Genomic DNA, 15,271 nt, shown 5'->3' on the forward strand with positions numbered 1-15,271 from the left:
GTAGCGGGGTCGCGGACACGTGTCCGCGACCCCGCTACCCGTGGCTTTTCGTGCTGCCTACTCCGACTCGGGTTCGTCGGGGTGGCGGCGCAGGTGGACGATGGCCGCGATGAGCCCGCCCCAGAGCAGGACGATGGAGAAGACCATCATGACAATGGCGCTGGTGGACATCAGCGACCCCCTTCCTTGTCGGCGGGCCCTGCGGCCTCACCGGTCTGCGTGATCTGGTTGGGTTCGTCCAGCTCGTTCGGATCGTCACCGCTGTGCCCGTTGGCGGCGCGGTCGGCGTCGCGGCGGGCGATGGCGTCGGCGCGCTTCCAGGGGAAGCAGGCGATGACGATGCCGATGACGATCGCGCCGATGGCCAGGCCCCAACCCGCGACCAGCAGGAAGCTGGTCGGGTAGTCCTCGTAGTTGGTCGTCAGCTCGGTGCGCAGGCTGTCCCACATCATGAAGCCGAGCAGGACGGGGGTGATGCCGCCCAGGGCGACCTTCCACCACCAGTCCAGCCGGACGGAGGAGACGGCGTTGGCGTGCTTCTCGAACAGGGGCAGTTTCCGCAGCGCCCAGCCGAACACGACGATCATCACGAGGCCGGCCAGCGCGATACCGTACTGGTTGATGAAGCGGTCGAAGGTGTCGAGGATGTACAGGCCTTCGGGCGTGGGGAAGAGCAGGATCGAGGCGAGCGCGGTCGCACCGCCCACGAGCAGGACGGTCTGGACGCGGCCCAGTCCGGTGCGGTCCTGCACCGCCGAGATGATCACCTGGACGATGCTGATCAGCGAGGTGATGCCGGCGATGACCAGGGAGCCGAAGAACAGTACCCCGAAGAGCGCTCCGCCCAGCGGCAGGGTGGAGATGATCTGGGGGAAGGCGACGAAGGCCAGTCCGATGCCGTCGGTGGCGACCTCGTCCACCGCGGTGCCCGCTGCGGCGGCCATGAAGCCCAGAGCGGCGAAGACACCGATGCCGGCCAGGATCTCGAAGGAGCTGTTGGCGAAGCCCGCGACCATCGCCGAGCCGGTCAGGTTGGCTTTGCGGCGCAGGTAGGAGGCGTAGGTGACCATGATGCCGAAGCCGATGGACAGGGAGAAGAAGATCTGTCCGTACGCGGCGATCCACACCCCGCCGTCGAGCATGGCGCCCCAGTCCGGGGTGAACAGGGCGTCCAGGCCCGCCGCTGCCCCGTCCAGGGTGAGCGCCTGGATGACCAGCAGCACGAAGAGCGCCACCAGCAGGGGGATGAAGACCTTGTTGGCCTTCTCGATGCCCTGTCGGATGCCCAGCGCCAACACGACCAGGACGACCGCCCAGACCGCGACCAGTGGCCAGGCCACACCGGAGACGAAGCCGGAGACCATGCCGGGCTCGTCACTGACTTGCAGGAAGTCGTTGAAGAAGAAGCCGTCCGGGTCGTTGCCCCACTGCTGGCCGACGGCGAACCAGGTGTAGCGCACACCCCAGGCCACGATGACGGCGTAGTAGATCGCGATGACGAAGCAGATCGCCACTTGCCACCAGCCGATGGCTTCGGCGGGGCGGGAGATGCGCCGGTAGGAGAGCGGTGCGGAGGACCGGTACCGGTGTCCGATGGTGTACTCGAGGATGAGTAGCGGGATACCCGCGCTCAACAGGGCGATGAGGTAGGGGACCAGGAAGGCCCCGCCCCCGTTGTCGTAGGCGACGTAGGGGAATCGCCAGATATTGCCCAGTCCGACGGCCGATCCGATCGCGGCCAGAAGGAATCCCGCGCGCGTCCCCCACTGCTCGCGAGGCTGTTGCCCCATGTTCAGGTCTCCTAAATCATCCCGTATTTCGCGATCCGCACGCTAGCAGGAACGAGACCCTTAGGCATCGTTGGGCCTGGTACACGAGCTGGATGTCGCCTCAGTGCGGGCTCTTGGGGCAGATTTGTCTAGGGATTCAGCGAAGGGCGAACAAGTCAAGCGGGACTTACCGGACACCTTCAGGCGTGCTGAGTCCGCGCGTGGCGGGCCGTGCGCGGGGAAGGGCCCGGGCGGGTCAGCGCCCCGCCCGGGGTGGCCGGGGCTCCGCGCCACATCAAGCTGAACCCGGCCGGTGCGGGCCGCCAGCGGTGGGACAATGCGGCCCATGTCCGTCCGAGAGCTCGTGGTTCTGGGGACCTCCAGTGCGGTGCCCACCCGGCGGCGCAACCAGAACGGGTACTTCCTGCGCTGGGGCGACCAGGGTGTGCTGTTCGACCCGGGGGGACGCAGCGGCAGATGCGGTTGGCCGGGTTGGCGGCCACCGACATCTCCCGGCTCCAGCGCCAGGTCGCGCTGGAGCTGCCGCAGGGACGGGTGGTGGAGTTGGCCGACTGCGGTGCCCAGGCCGGGGCAGGTGTTCGCCTTCGTCATGGACACCGGGGTGTGCCGAGCAGGCCGTGGAGCTGGCCCAGGGTGCGGACATGCCGGTCATCGAGTCGACGTACCTGGACTCCGAAGAGGGGCTGGTCGAGGACTACGGGCACCTGACCGCGCGGCAGGCCGGGCGGATCGCGGCCCAGGCGGGTGTTCGGCTGCTGGTCCTGACCCACCTTTCGGAGCGCTATACCGAGGACGAGGACGCACACTTCGTGGAACAGGCGCGCGCGGAGTTCGACGGTGACGTGGTGCTGGCCGCCGACCTGGAGCGCATCCCGCTGCCCGCACGGCGCTGACCGGGAGAAGCGCGGGCCGTGGGTGGGTCAGCGGCGGTCCAGCGACGCGCGGACGTCGGCGGGGGCCGGGTCGGTCGCCGACGTCGTGACGGGTGTGGTGGGTACCGCGGTCTGGGTGATGAAGGCACCCGTGACGATGACCACGGCACCGATGATCTGCATGGGGGTGAGTGCCTCGCCCAGCAGGAGCCAGGCGAGCACGATCGCGGTCACCACCTCTAGGTAGGCCACCCCGCCGGCGATCTGCGGGGACAGCCGCTTGATCGCCGAGACCCCGGTGAAGTAGGCGATGGCGGTGCACACCAGGCCCAGCCACAGCGCGATCGACCAGCCGGGCAGGGCGATCCCGCCCAGGTCGAGCGGTTCGGCGAGCAGGCCCCACGGGAGCGTCCACGGTTGGGCGAGCACACCCAGCAGGACGGTGGCGACCAGGGATCCGAAGGCGATCACGGCCAGAGGGTCGGCGTCCTCGCCCATGGCATCGCCCAGCAGGAAGAACGCGGCCTGGGCTGCGGCCGCACCCAGGGCCAGGCCCACCCCGATCGCGTCCAGGCGCATTCCCGCCCAGACCTCCAGCAGGAGCCCGAGTCCGGCCACGGCCAGGACCACGCCGACCACGGCCGCGGGGGAGACCTTGTTGCGGCGTACCACCCGTACCCAGAGCAGGACCAGGACCGGGCCGAGGAACTCCAGCAGGAGGGCGATGCCCACGGGGATGCGGGCGATCGCGGCGAAGTACAGGGCCTGCACGCCGGCCATCGGAAAGACGCCGTAGGCCAGGACCAGCAGGGGTCTGCGCTGGACGACCCGCCAGTGCCTTATCGCCACCGGGAGCAGGATCAGCGCGGCACCGGCCACGCGGAGCCAGGTGACGTGTAGTGAATCCATCCCCGCGTCCAGCAGGGGACGGGCGAAGACCCCCGAACCGCCGAAGGCCAGTGCGGAGGCGAGCGCGAAGGCCAGCCCCGAGGGGCGGTGGCGGGTGGTGTGCACGGACACGGAACACTCCAGGGGGCGGTGGTGGGGAGATGGGACCTGCTTGAGCATACGGTCGCGCCCCGGATCCGTGCAGGCGGATTCCTGGCCCCGTGTTCGGCTGGGGGCACTCGGGCCCTGTGCAGGATTCCGTGCGCACGGTCGCCGACCTTCCCGCGGGGCCGGTCAGCCCTCGGGGGCCAGGTCCAGCTGGGCCCAGGCCACGTCGTGCCAGCCGCCGTGCTTGCGGCCCACGCCCCGCATGATGCCCACGTCCTCGAATCCCACCGCCCGGTGCAGGGCCAGGCTGGGGTCGTTGGGCAGGGTCATGCAGGCGACGGCGGTACGCATGCCGCGCTTGGCCAGGCGGGGCAGCAGCTCCTCGTACAGGGCCCGGCCCGCGCCGCGGCCGCGCTGTTCCCGGTCCAGGTAGACGCTCACCTCGCAGGTTGCTTGGTAGGCTGCGCGGCTGCGGAAGGTGCCGCCGTAGGCGTAGCCGATGACGCACTCCTCGTCCTCCAAGACGATCCACGCGTGCTCGCGCTGGGCCGCGGTGATGCGCTCGGCCATCTCCGACGCCGTGGGCGGGGTGAACTCGAAGGTGATGCAGGTGTCGGTGACGTAGGGCGCGTAGATCGCCGCGCAGGCCGCCGCGTCGGCGACGGTGGCGTCACGGGCGCTGGCGTGTGTCAGCAGGGAGCTCATAGGCCATTATGGTAAGCGAACATGTCTACTATGGTGAACGCATGAGCGACGAACTGGGGCCCGCCCTCGCCGTGACCCTCCAGAAACTGCGCCGGAACAAGGGCCTGAGCGGAGCCGGACTGGCTGAGCTCTCCGGTGTCTCCCGAGCCATGATCAGCCGGATCGAGAACGGTGACGCCCAACCCACCGCCTCCCTGCTGGGCCGTCTGTCCGGCGCGCTGGGTATCACCCTGTCCGAACTCATCGCCCGAGCCGAGCAGGGCGACCGGTGGCTGGCCCGCCTCGACGAGCAGCCCACCTGGACCGACCCCGAGACCGGGTACCGGCGCCGTGCCGTCTCGCCCACCTCCGGTGGACCCATCGAACTGGTCGAGGTGGAGCTACCCCCTGGTGCGCGGGTGGACTACCTGGCCGAGTCCTACAGCTTCACCCACCACCAGATCTGGGTACTGGAGGGCACGCTCGCCTTCCGCGAGGGGTCGGTCGAGCACGTCCTGGACCGCGGGGACTGCCTCCAGCTGGGCCCGCCCGTGCCCTGCGCCTACCGCAACCCGACCCGGGAGCCCTGCCGCTACCTCGTGGCCATCACCCGCCGGGGTTAGGCGAACAGCCTTGGACCTGGTCGAGGACCCGGCTGACGGCCAGTGGAGAGCCGTGCCCGGTCAGTGGGGCCGGGTCCCGTTCGCGGATTCGGAGCGCACGTGCGCGCGCACCCCTTGCAGGCCGAACAGGACGAGCAGCTCGACTCCGCCGCCGTCGGCGCTGCCCAGCCAGTGCGGCAAGGAGGTGTCGAACTCGGCCGCCTCACCCGGTGGCAACGTCAAGTCGCGCTCGCCGACCACAAGCCTCAGGCGACCGTTGAGCACGTACAGCCATTCGAAGCCTTCGTGCGTCTTCGGGGAGGGCTCGAGCGGTTCCGGCCGAGCGGGGATGATCATCTTGAACGCCTGTGTCCCGCCCGGCCTCCTGGACAGCGGAACGAAAACCATCCCGAACCGCCGGATCGGCTTCAGGTGGATCCGGGGGTCGCCCGTGCGCGGGGCGCCGACGAGGTCGTCCAACGGGACGCCGTAGGTACGGGCCAGAGGCAGCAGCAACTCCAGGGTCGCCCGGCGCTGACCGCTCTCCAACCGGGACAGGGTGCTCTCCGACACCCCGGTCGTCACCGCGAGGTCGGCGAGGGTGATGCCTCGGTCGCGCCGCAGCGCACGCAGCCGCGACCCCACCACATCGAGCACGTCTTCCGTTTCGTGGTCCACGCGACCACCTTGCCATAACCGCAAGATTTCGTGCCAGGTCGTGAGGAGAGCGGTGATACTGAGCTCCTCCGGACAGAAGGAGCCTCAATGGACACCACCGACGCTGTCACGTTCTGGGAAGACCTCTACACAGCCCGAACCGCGGCCACCGACCCTCGGCCGAACGACCGGCTCACTGAGACGGTCACCGACCTACCGCCCGGCTACGCGTTGGACCTCGGATGCGGCGATGGCGGCGACGCGCTGTGGCTCGCCCACCGCGGGTGGAACGTCACCGCGGTCGACATCTCGGCCATGGCGGTCAGCCGGCTCGCCGACCTGGCCCGCTCACGCACTCTGGGCGACTTGGTCACCACCACACGGCATGACCTGCACCAGTCCTTCCCGCGGGGCCGGTTCGACCTGGTCTGCGCGCACTACTTCCACACCCCCTTCGAATTGGACCGGGCGACCGTCCTGCGCAGGGCCGCCCACGCGCTGCGGCCGGGCGGGCTGCTGCTTGTTGTCGACCACGGCTCAGCCGCGCCGTGGTCGTGGGACCAGGATCCCGGAGTCCGGCACCCGAGCCCGCGGGAGGTCGCCGCGGGCCTTGACCTGGACCCGGCGACGTGGACGGTAGAGCGGGCAGACGCACCCCGCCGGATCGCGACCGGCCCGGGCGGGCGCACCGCCGAGGTCACCGACCACGTCCTGCTCATCCGCAGCACCGCCTGACCCGGCGCCAAGAGCGCCCCGTGAAGGAGACAACCATGCCTGCCACTTCCCGCCACAGCCGCCGCGTCGACACCCCGCCACCCCGCACCGGGAACAGTGAGACCGAGGTTCTGCGAGGATTCCTCGACTACCTGCGGACCTCGATCGCCGCGAAGGTCGACGGTGCCCCCGAGCCGCACGTCCGAACAGCAGGAGTGCCGTCGGGAACGAACCTGCTCGGTCTGCTCAACCACCTGACCTACGTCGAGCGCGCGACGTTCCTCGGGGACGGAGCCACCGACTGGCCGGCGACGTTCCAGGCCGCGCCGACGGACAGCGCGGCCGATGTCGTCGCCCGCTACCGCGATGCGGTAGAGCGCGCGAACCGGGTTCTCGACGAGTGCGCCGACCCGGGCGCACCGGTTCCCCGGCCGCGAACGGGACGCCCCGCACCCAGCGTGCGCTGGGCACTCGCCCACATGATCGAGGAGACCGGCCGCCATGCCGGACACGCCGACATCCTCCGCGAGCAGATCGACGGCGCCACCGGGCGCTGACTCCGCTAAGCCTTCGACGAAGGAACACATGTTCGCCGCACCACAGCCGGCCCCGCGCGGCCTTCTTCGATCCGCGCGGGAGGCGGTGACCGCCAGGCTCCCTGTCCCGCTCCTGACCGCGCGGGGCAACTCGACCCGGTCCAAGCCAGCGTGGACACACGCATGGACAACATCGTGCGCGCGGTGGATGTGCCGGACACGGGGCACTGGCTCGTCGAGGAGAACCACGGGTACGTCACCGCGGAGTTGCTCGAATTCCTCGATGGCTGACCCGCCCCCGGGATCGGCGCGGGGCACCGCACTGCCCGACCGGTTGGGGCGTGTGGGGCCCTTCGCCGTTGACCGTGGTGTTCGTGGAACAGTGGGGAGGAGCCCCGACACGAGGATTCCTGAGGAGAACACCATGCGCGCTGTGAGTTTCGCCGAGTACGGTGACCCGTCCGTGCTGCGGGTCGTGGATGCCGACGTGCCCGAACCCGGTCCTGCGCAGGTGCGGGTGAAGGTGCGTGCCGCCGGGGTCAACCCGATCGACGCCAAGCTGCGCTCTGGGGAGATGGCCGAGGTGATGCCGCTCAGTTTGCCGCACGTGCTGGGTTCCGAGGTGGCGGGTGTGGTGGACGCCGTCGGCTCCGGAGTCACCGGCGTGGCGGTGGGCGATGCGGTGGTCGGCTGGTCGGCCACCGGCGGATACGCCGAATACGCCCTGCTGTCGGTGTACGCGCCCAAGCCGGAGGTTCTGGGCTGGGCGGAGGCGGCGGCACTGCCGGTACCGGGTGAGGCCGCCCTGCGGTGCCTGCGGGCCCTGGATCCGAAGGAGGGGGAGACCCTGCTGGTGAACGGCGCCTCGGGCAGCGTGGGGTCCGTTGCCACCCAGATCGCGCTCGGGCAGGGCATCGCCGTGGTGGGCGCGGCCGGAGAACGCAACCAGGAACGGGTCCGGGCCTTGGGCGCGGTGGCCACCACATACGAGGACGGCCTGGTGGATCGGGTCCGCGAGCTCGCGCCTCAGGGGGTGGACGCGGTCCTGGACTCGGCCGGCAACGGGGCCCTTCCGGCGCTGGTCGCGCTGCGCGGGGGTGTGGACCGCGTGGTCACGGTCGCCGACTCCGCCGCTTTCGATCTGGGGGTTCCCTTCCTGTCCGGGGGAGCCGACGACCAGACTCCGCAGGTGCTGACCACTCTGCTGGAGGCTGCGGCCGAGCGGCGGATCCGGCTTCCGGTGGTGCGCCGGTTCGGATTGGACGAGGCCGGGGACGCGCACCTGGCTCAGGGCCTGGGCAAGGCCGTGTTGGAGCCCTGACCTCAGGGGCTGGCCAGGGGTGGCGGAGGCAGTGTGGAAGGGACACCGGCGGGTGGAGGGTCAGGCGGTGAGGGCCTCGACGAAGACGGGGCGCTGCTCGATGAGCCAGTCGCGGCGCCGGTCCCAGCGTGCCCAGCCACCCAGCCGCTCGAAGTCGCGGACGAACAGCGGATTGCCGTCCTCGACCATCCCCCGGACGAACTCCCGGGAGACCTCGTTGTACTGCTGGACGGTTTCCGGCAGTGCCAAGCGGTCGTGGTGGGAGAGCCCGTAGGCGTCGGCCATCAGGCGCAGGCGGCGGGACGCGTCGAGACCGGCGAAGACGGTACCGGCGGCAGACTCCGGATCCAGGGTCGGGCCCATGTAGAAGGCCAGCGCCGCCACGTCCCACAGGGGGCGCCCCGGTGCGGCGAGGTCGAAGTCGATCAGGGCCACGGCCGCGCCGTTTCGGAAGACCAGGTTCTCCAGACAGGGATCGTTGTGGCACAGCAGGGGGCCGCCCTCGGGGTCGCTCAGGGCGGCGGGCCAGTGCGTGCCGGGGTCGAAGCGGACGCGGGCGGCCACGTCGTGGTAGCGGCGCATGAGCCTGGCGCTCTCGGTCACCACCCGGTCCTCCAACGCCCATTCGGGGAAGGGCGGAACGGCCACGTCGCCCTCCACGAACGTGAGTTCCTCGCGTCCGTCCGCGTGCAGGGCCAGCGGCCGGGGTGCCCCGTCGAACCCCGCTGCAGTCAGGGCCGCCAGGAATCCCTGTAGGGCGGGCGCGTGGTTCGGGGCGTTGCGCACGACCCGGTCGCCGCGGCGCACGACGGTGTTCATCATGCCGCCGCTGAGCGGGTGTCCCTTCTCCACGTTTTCCCTGTTCAAGACGGTTCCGCTCCTTTGGGAGGCCCGGGGCTCCGCACGGGGAGCGGTGTCGTTGCGGAGGTACCAACCTACTGGCTGAGGGTTCGCGCGTGGAAGGAGGGCGGGCTCGGGGCTCAGGACTCACGGTCACCTGGGTGTCCGCCGTCCCGTACCTGCGAAACTGCCAGGATATGTTGACATCGAGGTAATACACTGGAAACACGATGGGTGGGTACGACCCTTATGGGACCCATGGGACCGGTGTCCATCAATCACCCGTAAACGACCGAGGTTCCCCGCACAACGGCGTGCAGGGTGCCCGTTCCAGCAGTGAGAGGGGAACGCACTCGCATGCCAACTTCCAATGGCGCCCGGGATGATCACCACCCGGGGGTGCGCAGTGCCTACGAGCACGTCGCGCGCCGCAACCCCGACGAGCCGGAGTTCCAGCAGGCCGTACTGGAGGTGCTCGACAGCCTCTCGCCCGCCCTGACCCGGTACCCCCAGTACGCCGACGAGCGTGTTCTGGAACGCCTCTGTGAGCCCGAACGGCAGATCATCTTCCGAGTACCGTGGCGCGACGACGAGGGGAAAATCCACGTCAACCGCGGTTTCCGAGTGGAGTTCAACAGCGCGCTCGGCCCGTACAAGGGCGGCCTGCGCTTCCACCCCAGCGTCAACCTCGGTGTCGTCAAGTTCCTGGGCTTCGAGCAGATCTTCAAGAACGCCCTCACCGGCATGGGGATCGGTGGCGGCAAGGGCGGCAGCGACTTCGACCCCAAGGGTCGCTCGGCCGCCGAGATCGAGCGCTTCTGCCAGTCCTTCATGACCGAGCTGCACCGCCACCTGGGTGAGTACACCGACATCCCCGCGGGTGACATCGGTGTGGGCACCCGCGAGATCGGCTACCTGTTCGGGCAGTACCGGCGGCTGAGCAACCGCTGGGAGGCCGGTGTCATCACCGGCAAGGGCCTGGACTGGGGTGGTTCGGCGGTCCGTACCGAGGCCACGGGGTACGGAACGGTGCTGTTCACCGAGCGGATGCTGGAGCGCAACGGACGCGACCTCACCGGCATGCGCGTGGTGGTCTCGGGTTCGGGCAACGTCGCGATCTACGCGGTGGAGAAGGCCCAGCAGCTGGGTGCCACCGTGGTCGCCTGTTCGGACTCGGCCGGCTACGTGGTGGACGACCAGGGCCTGGACCTGGACCTGCTCAAGCAGATCAAGGAGGTCGAGCGCGCGCGGATCAGCACCTACGCCGACCGGCGCAAGGGCGCCCACTACGTCGAGGGCGGCAACGTCTGGGACGTGCCGTGTGAGGTGGCGCTGCCGTCGGCCACCCAGAACGAGCTGGACGAAAGCGCCGCCAAGACGCTGGTGAGCAACGGTGTCGTCGCGGTGTCCGAAGGCGCCAACATGCCCACCACGCCCGAGGCGGTCCAGGTGTTCCGCGAGGCCGGGGTGCTGTTCGGCCCGGGCAAGGCCGCCAACGCCGGTGGTGTGGCCACCAGCGTGCTGGAGATGCGCCAGAACGCGCGCCGCACCTCGTGGTCCTTCGAGCACGCCGAGTCGGAGCTGGCCGAGACGATGACCGGGATCCACGACCGCTGCGAGGAGGCCGCCGCACGGCACGGCGCCAAGGGCGACTACGTCCTGGGCGCCAACGTGGCCGGGTTCGAGATGGTCGCGGACGCGATGCTGGCCCAGGGCCTCATCTAGCTTCCCCGCCCGGTTCCCGCGCAGTGAGGGCCCATTCGCCGTACGGGGCGAATGGGCCCTCCGCGGTTCCGGCGGTGCGCGGCCCCGGCGGGGAGCGGCGCACGCTAGCGGTCAGGGGCGGCGGCCCGCCAGCACGCAGAACTCGTTGCCCTCCGGGTCGGCCAGGACGACCCAACTCACCTCTCCCTGGTCCACGTCGGCCTGCCGAGCGCCCAGGTCGAGCAGGCGACGGACCTCCTCGTCCTGCTCCCGGTCGGTCGCGTTGACGTCGATGTGGAGCCTGTTCTTGACGGTCTTTCCCTCGGGCACGCGGGCGAAGGTCAACGTCGGCGGCACCGGGCCGGGGCGGCTCCTGCCCTCGGGTACCTCGGGGGAACCGATGGTCACATCCCCGTCTGCTTCCTCCTGCACCTCGTAGTCGAGGACCGAACACCAGAACCGCGCCAGAGCGACGGGATCGGCACAGTCGACCGCGAGCTCGGTGAACTTACTGGCCATGGCGGGACCTCCCGGACGGGGACTCAGCTCACCACTGGTGGTGGACCTGCGGGCGGATGAGATCGTCGTAGATCTCGCGGACCTGGGTGTGGGTCTTGGCGTCCAACGGGGGCAGCTGCGCGGCGGCGGCGTTGCCGCGGGCCTGCTCGGCGTTGCGGGCGCCGGGGATGACCACGCTCACCCCGGACTGGTCCAGGATCCAGCGCAGCGCGAACTGGCTCATGGTGACGCCCTCGGGGACCAGCGGACGCAGGCGCTCGACGGCCTCAAGGCCGGTCTCGTAGTCGACCCCGGAGAAGGTCTCGCCCTTGTCGAAGGCTTCACCCTGGCGGTTGAAGTTGCGGTGGTCGTCCTCCCCGAAGCTGCTGCGCGCGCTGAACTTCCCGGACAGCAGACCGCTGGCCAGGGGAACCCGTGCGATGACGCCCACCCCGGCCGTCTTGGCCGCGGGCAGCACGCCCTCCAGGGGCTTGTGGCGGAACGCGTTGAGGATGATCTGAACGGAGGCGACGTTGGGCCGGGCGATGGCGGCCAAGGCCTGCTCACAGGTCTCCACAGAGACGCCGTAGGTGCGCATGCGCCCCTCCGCGACCATGGCGTCGAGGTCGTCGAAGACGGCGTCGGTGTCGAGGACCGCCGAGGGCGGGCAGTGCAGCTGGACGAGGTCGACGGTGTCCACGCCCAGGTTGCGGCGGGAGTCGTCGTTCCAGGCCCGGAAGTTGCCCGGGTTGTAGTGTGCGGGCTCCTGGGCCATGCGACGGCCCATCTTCGTGGCCACGGTCAGGTGGGGGTGGTCCTTGAGCAGCTGCCCGACGAGTCGTTCGCTGCGGCCGTCACCGTAGACGTCGGCGGTGTCGACGAAGGTGACACCCTCCTCCACGGCCGTGTTGAGGGCGGCCATGGCATCGGATTCGCTGACCTCACCCCAGGCGGAGCCGATTTGCCAGGCGCCGAAGCCAACGACGCCCACGTTGGCGACAGAACCGAGTTCGCGTGTGTTCATGCTTGAGATCCTATGGCCTCCGGAACCGCTCCCAGGTGGGGCTTTCGGCCCTGGGCGCGGCTCTGCTCGTGGATACTCTGGCCCGGACGGTGACCGATAGGTGTTCGGCGGGTGTTCGGGGAGGCGGGAAACGCGTTGACCCGGGGGTCGGCAGGATCTAGTGTCGCGGCCTATGACCGATCCGCGGGTCGACCCCGCCTTCATCGCCGACGAGCGCACCATGCTCACCAACTGGCTGAACTGGCACCGCGAGACCCTGGAGGTCAAGTGCCAACGGCTGTCCGACGAGCAGCTGCGTGAACGCTCCGTCCCGCCCTCACCGATGTCCCTGATCGGCCTGGTACGGCACATGATCGACGTGGAACACATCTGGTTCCGCATCGTCATCGAGGGTGACGACACCCCGCCTCCGATCACGACGCCCGACAACCCGGACGGCGCCTTCCTCGACGTGGACACCGCCTCCCCGCAGGAGGCCTTCGCCCTCTGGCGGGCCGAGATCGCCCACGCCCGGCAGGTGTCCGCGGCCCTGCCCCTGGACGCGGTCGGCAAGAAGCAGCGCCACGGTGAGGACTGCTCGCACCGCTGGGTCCTGGTGCACATGATCGAGGAATACGCCCGCCACAACGGGCACGCCGACCTCATCCGCGAGCGCATCGACGGCGCCACGGGCGAGTGACCCGGCCCGTGCCCAGGCGTGCCCGATCCCAGTGGCGACCAGAACGGGACTGGGCCGGAACCGGGGGCGTCCGGCGAGCGTCTGGAAGGGGTGCGGTCCGCCCCGGCCCGGACTTCCCTGAGGCTCTTACCCGGAGAACGATGACCCTGATCCCCCTGCGCAACCCCGACGTCCAGTGGCCGGTACACGTGGGCGCGATCCCCGCGAGGGCGGCATATTTTCGCCCCGCCCGGAGACCGCCCGGCTCGCCGACGCACCGGCCGCGGCGCTGCACGGGCCCGGCGGCGTAGGCAAGACCCAGACCGCCGCGGCCCTGGCACGCCCGCTGGTGGACGGCTCCCAGCAAGGCACATCCCTGCTCGTGTGGGCCGACGCTGGCACCCGGGCGGGAATCGTCCACGCCTACAGCCAGGCCGCCTGCCGGCTCTTCCACCGGGCCCCGCGCGAGCCCGAACCCGCGGCCGAGCTGTTCCTGGACTGGTTGAACCACCACGCTGAGGAGTCGCGGGTGCGGTGGGCGGTGTTCTGGGACGGGGTGGACGATGTGGCAGCCGTTCACGACCTGCTGCCCCCGCTGGGTCAACCGGGTGGACGCTGGGTGGGTACCGGCCAGGACCTGGCCCTGCAAGGGGTGGCGGGCCGCCGGAACACGCACACGCTGGGGGAGTTCTCCTCGCCCGAGGCGGTCGGGTACCTCCGGGACGTTCTGGAGGAGCCAGGGCTTTTCGACGACCCCTATCAGGCCGGTGAGCTGGCCCAGATTCTGAACGGTCACCCCCAGAGCCTGGGGCTGGCCGCAGCCACCATGGTCGAACGAGGGGTGGGGTGCGGCCGCTACCGTGCGCTCCTGGAGGAGCATACCGCCCAGGTAGAGCAGGAAACCTCCCGGCGGAGCGGCGGCGGGGCCGCGGCGGCCGTCTGGGAAATGGCCGTGGACACCGCCGACACCGCGTGCCGCCCGCCGTGGGTACCCGGCGCCCTCCTGGACCTGTGGTCCCACGTCGCGCCCACCGCGATCCCGCGCTCGCTGGGCACCACGAGCCGGGCGCTGAACCACCTGGGCAAGCGGGCGCGTCAAAGGGCGAAGGAGAACGGCCCGCTGCCCGGCCAGGAGGGCCCCCGGGGAGAGCAGAGCGAAGAATCCCTGGCCCGCAGCCTGCAGGAGGTGTCAGCCCTGGTGAGTGACCTCGGTGCGCTGGGCTCAGCCGGTGCAGCGGCGCGCCTGGACTCGGCCCTGGAGTCCAGCGACAACCCGCTCCACCATGCATTCAAGGTCACCCCCGCACAGGTCGATGAGGCGTGCGCCGTACTGTCCAGGTTGGGTCTGGTCGTGCCGGCGCGGCAACCAGCGGAGTGGGCGGACGGCGCGGCCACGGTCCACGGGATCCACCCCGACCTGCAGCGCATGGCCCGCGAACGCGCTGACACCGCCATCACCCTCGAAGGCGCCATGATGCTGCTGCTCAAGATCGACGGCCTGCACTCCCCGATCGTCGATGACGCCCTCGCCTTTCCGGCCTACGACAGCGCCTACCGCTACCAGGTGCGCCGTCACCAGGACACCTTCGCCGGGCGCACATTGCAGGGCAGGGTGCTGCGGGACTGGTTGGCGGAGTCGAACACGGACGTGCTGGCGTTCTCGACCATCTATCTGGGGGCGGTCGGGCACAAGACTGAGGCGCTGCGGCGCAGCGAAGCCCGAGTCGAACAGGCCCGCCTCCATGGCCGCGAAAACGACTTCGGGACGCGCTTGGCCGTGTTCACCTTGGCCGACCTCTGCGCCCGGACCGGCGATGCGCGCCGCGCCGCGGATCTGGGGCGGCAGCTGCGACAGCTTTGGACACGTGAACCCTCCGACCTCTTCCACCGCGCCCATTTCGCCACGTGGGCGGGTGAGGCGGGCGACCTTGCCGGGGCGCTGCGCGAACTACGCGAGCTGGACGCGCAGTACCGGGCACGGATCGCGGAACACCCGCACGAAGCCCACCCCCAGTACGCGATGTTCCTGCACATCCAACTGGCCCACTGGTGGGGCGAAGTCGAAGGCGCCGCAGTGGCCGTGCGCGAGCTGAGCGACATCGAAAGGCGGCACCGGAACCTGAAGAGCGGTGGAAGGAACCGGCTGCTCGACACCGTGACCCAATTCCGGATCGAGACGCGCACACGCCTGGCGCACTGGCAGACCCGGGCAGGAGACCGCACCGGGTCGGCACTCACTTGGGAAGCGCTCATCCCCGAGTTGGTGCGGTTCTACGGCCCCGCACACGAGGAGACCCTCCTGGCCCGCCAAGCCCTGGAACACCTGCAGGAGTCGAACACGCGAGGGTGACCGGACGTTGGACTCGGGCACGGAG

General features: G+C 70.1%; 15 protein-coding genes and 1 pseudogene. 8 read left to right on the forward strand and 8 right to left on the reverse strand.

Annotation, left to right across the window (positions count from 1 at the left end; all coding sequences use genetic code 11):
- Positions 1 to 57: 57 nt before the first annotated feature.
- Together ACYVD1_RS03895 and ACYVD1_RS03900 are read right to left on the reverse strand one after the other, a co-directional pair.
- Positions 58 to 171 (reverse strand): methionine/alanine import family NSS transporter small subunit, encoded by a 114-nt coding sequence (locus ACYVD1_RS03895; RefSeq protein WP_460758206.1) that lies wholly within the window; start codon positions 169 to 171, stop codon positions 58 to 60.
- On the reverse strand, positions 171 to 1,790 hold the full coding sequence (locus ACYVD1_RS03900) for a sodium-dependent transporter (protein ID WP_460767809.1): 1,620 nt from the start codon (positions 1,788 to 1,790) through the stop codon (positions 171 to 173). Before ACYVD1_RS03900 ends, ACYVD1_RS03895 begins: the two co-directional genes overlap by 1 nt.
- Positions 1,791 to 2,115: 325 nt before the next feature.
- Here ACYVD1_RS03900 and ACYVD1_RS03905 point away from each other — a divergent pair.
- Positions 2,116 to 2,683, forward strand: a pseudogene (locus ACYVD1_RS03905) (ribonuclease Z).
- Between the two features lie 27 nt (positions 2,684 to 2,710).
- On the opposite strand, the gene ACYVD1_RS03910 reads toward ACYVD1_RS03905, so the two are convergent.
- Positions 2,711 to 3,682, reverse strand: a complete 972-nt coding sequence (locus ACYVD1_RS03910; protein WP_460767812.1) for an EamA family transporter — start codon at positions 3,680 to 3,682, stop codon at positions 2,711 to 2,713.
- Positions 3,683 to 3,844: 162 nt separating this feature from the next.
- On the reverse strand, positions 3,845 to 4,363 hold the full coding sequence (locus tag ACYVD1_RS03915; protein WP_460767815.1) for a GNAT family N-acetyltransferase: 519 nt from the start codon (positions 4,361 to 4,363) through the stop codon (positions 3,845 to 3,847).
- 41 nt (positions 4,364 to 4,404) lie between these two features.
- On the opposite strand from ACYVD1_RS03915, the gene ACYVD1_RS03920 reads away from it, so the two are divergent.
- The gene (locus ACYVD1_RS03920; protein ID WP_460767818.1) at positions 4,405 to 4,965 is read left to right on the forward strand and encodes a helix-turn-helix domain-containing protein; all 561 of its coding nucleotides are present in this window, start codon (positions 4,405 to 4,407) and stop codon (positions 4,963 to 4,965) included.
- 60 nt (positions 4,966 to 5,025) lie between these two features.
- On the opposite strand, the gene ACYVD1_RS03925 is transcribed toward ACYVD1_RS03920, so the two are convergent.
- Entirely contained in the window at positions 5,026 to 5,622 is a 597-nt protein-coding gene (locus ACYVD1_RS03925) for a helix-turn-helix domain-containing protein (RefSeq protein ID WP_460767821.1), read from the reverse strand.
- A gap of 87 nt (positions 5,623 to 5,709) precedes the next feature.
- Here ACYVD1_RS03925 and ACYVD1_RS03930 point away from each other — a divergent pair, with 87 nt between their 5' ends.
- The 3 genes from ACYVD1_RS03930 (at position 5,710) to ACYVD1_RS03940 (ending at position 8,172) form a co-directional block, all read left to right on the forward strand.
- Entirely contained in the window at positions 5,710 to 6,336 is a 627-nt protein-coding gene (locus ACYVD1_RS03930) for a class I SAM-dependent methyltransferase (protein WP_460767824.1), read from the forward strand.
- Positions 6,337 to 6,371: 35 nt separating this feature from the next.
- Positions 6,372 to 6,872, forward strand: coding sequence for a DinB family protein (locus ACYVD1_RS03935; RefSeq protein ID WP_460767827.1), 501 nt, complete (start codon positions 6,372 to 6,374; stop codon positions 6,870 to 6,872).
- A gap of 403 nt (positions 6,873 to 7,275) precedes the next feature.
- A complete protein-coding gene (locus ACYVD1_RS03940) occupies positions 7,276 to 8,172 on the forward strand; it encodes an NADP-dependent oxidoreductase (RefSeq protein ID WP_460767830.1) in 897 nt (298 codons plus the stop codon).
- Between the two features lie 60 nt (positions 8,173 to 8,232).
- On the opposite strand, the gene ACYVD1_RS03945 is transcribed toward ACYVD1_RS03940, so the two are convergent.
- Positions 8,233 to 8,994, reverse strand: a complete 762-nt coding sequence (locus ACYVD1_RS03945) for a phosphotransferase (RefSeq protein ID WP_460767936.1) — start codon at positions 8,992 to 8,994, stop codon at positions 8,233 to 8,235.
- Positions 8,995 to 9,369: 375 nt separating this feature from the next.
- Here ACYVD1_RS03945 and gdhA point away from each other — a divergent pair, with 375 nt between their 5' ends.
- Entirely contained in the window at positions 9,370 to 10,737 is a 1,368-nt protein-coding gene (gene gdhA / locus ACYVD1_RS03950; protein ID WP_460767833.1) for an NADP-specific glutamate dehydrogenase, read from the forward strand.
- A gap of 111 nt (positions 10,738 to 10,848) precedes the next feature.
- On the opposite strand, the gene ACYVD1_RS03955 is transcribed toward gdhA, so the two are convergent.
- Positions 10,849 to 11,235: a VOC family protein gene (locus ACYVD1_RS03955; RefSeq protein ID WP_460767836.1), complete on the reverse strand. Its 387-nt coding sequence runs from the start codon at positions 11,233 to 11,235 to the stop codon at positions 10,849 to 10,851.
- A 28-nt stretch (positions 11,236 to 11,263) separates the two neighbouring features.
- Entirely contained in the window at positions 11,264 to 12,238 is a 975-nt protein-coding gene (locus ACYVD1_RS03960) for an aldo/keto reductase (RefSeq protein WP_460767839.1), read from the reverse strand.
- 172 nt (positions 12,239 to 12,410) lie between these two features.
- Here ACYVD1_RS03960 and ACYVD1_RS03965 point away from each other — a divergent pair, with 172 nt between their 5' ends.
- The gene (locus ACYVD1_RS03965; protein WP_460767843.1) at positions 12,411 to 12,917 is read left to right on the forward strand and encodes a DinB family protein; all 507 of its coding nucleotides are present in this window, start codon (positions 12,411 to 12,413) and stop codon (positions 12,915 to 12,917) included.
- Between the two features lie 175 nt (positions 12,918 to 13,092).
- Positions 13,093 to 15,246, forward strand: coding sequence for a hypothetical protein (locus ACYVD1_RS03970; protein WP_460767847.1), 2,154 nt, complete (start codon positions 13,093 to 13,095; stop codon positions 15,244 to 15,246).
- Positions 15,247 to 15,271 lie beyond the last annotated feature (25 nt).

It is taken from the genome of Nocardiopsis nanhaiensis, assembly GCF_054778635.1.

Excerpts from the sequence above, each read along its gene's own strand:
- ACYVD1_RS03930 (WP_460767824.1), top strand. The coding sequence starts at position 5,710 with ATGGACACCACCGACGCTGTCACGTTCTGGGAAGACCTCTACACAGCC.
- ACYVD1_RS03900 (WP_460767809.1), bottom strand. The coding sequence starts at position 1,790 with ATGGGGCAACAGCCTCGCGAGCAGTGGGGGACGCGCGCGGGATTCCTT.
- ACYVD1_RS03920 (WP_460767818.1), top strand. The coding sequence starts at position 4,405 with ATGAGCGACGAACTGGGGCCCGCCCTCGCCGTGACCCTCCAGAAACTG.
- ACYVD1_RS03960 (WP_460767839.1), bottom strand. The coding sequence starts at position 12,238 with ATGAACACACGCGAACTCGGTTCTGTCGCCAACGTGGGCGTCGTTGGC.
- ACYVD1_RS03945 (WP_460767936.1), bottom strand. The coding sequence starts at position 8,994 with ATGATGAACACCGTCGTGCGCCGCGGCGACCGGGTCGTGCGCAACGCC.
- ACYVD1_RS03895 (WP_460758206.1), bottom strand. The coding sequence starts at position 171 with ATGTCCACCAGCGCCATTGTCATGATGGTCTTCTCCATCGTCCTGCTC.
- ACYVD1_RS03915 (WP_460767815.1), bottom strand. The coding sequence starts at position 4,363 with ATGAGCTCCCTGCTGACACACGCCAGCGCCCGTGACGCCACCGTCGCC.
- ACYVD1_RS03935 (WP_460767827.1), top strand. The coding sequence starts at position 6,372 with ATGCCTGCCACTTCCCGCCACAGCCGCCGCGTCGACACCCCGCCACCC.
- ACYVD1_RS03965 (WP_460767843.1), top strand. The coding sequence starts at position 12,411 with ATGACCGATCCGCGGGTCGACCCCGCCTTCATCGCCGACGAGCGCACC.
- ACYVD1_RS03955 (WP_460767836.1), bottom strand. The coding sequence starts at position 11,235 with ATGGCCAGTAAGTTCACCGAGCTCGCGGTCGACTGTGCCGATCCCGTC.
- ACYVD1_RS03940 (WP_460767830.1), top strand. The coding sequence starts at position 7,276 with ATGCGCGCTGTGAGTTTCGCCGAGTACGGTGACCCGTCCGTGCTGCGG.
- gdhA (WP_460767833.1), top strand. The coding sequence starts at position 9,370 with ATGCCAACTTCCAATGGCGCCCGGGATGATCACCACCCGGGGGTGCGC.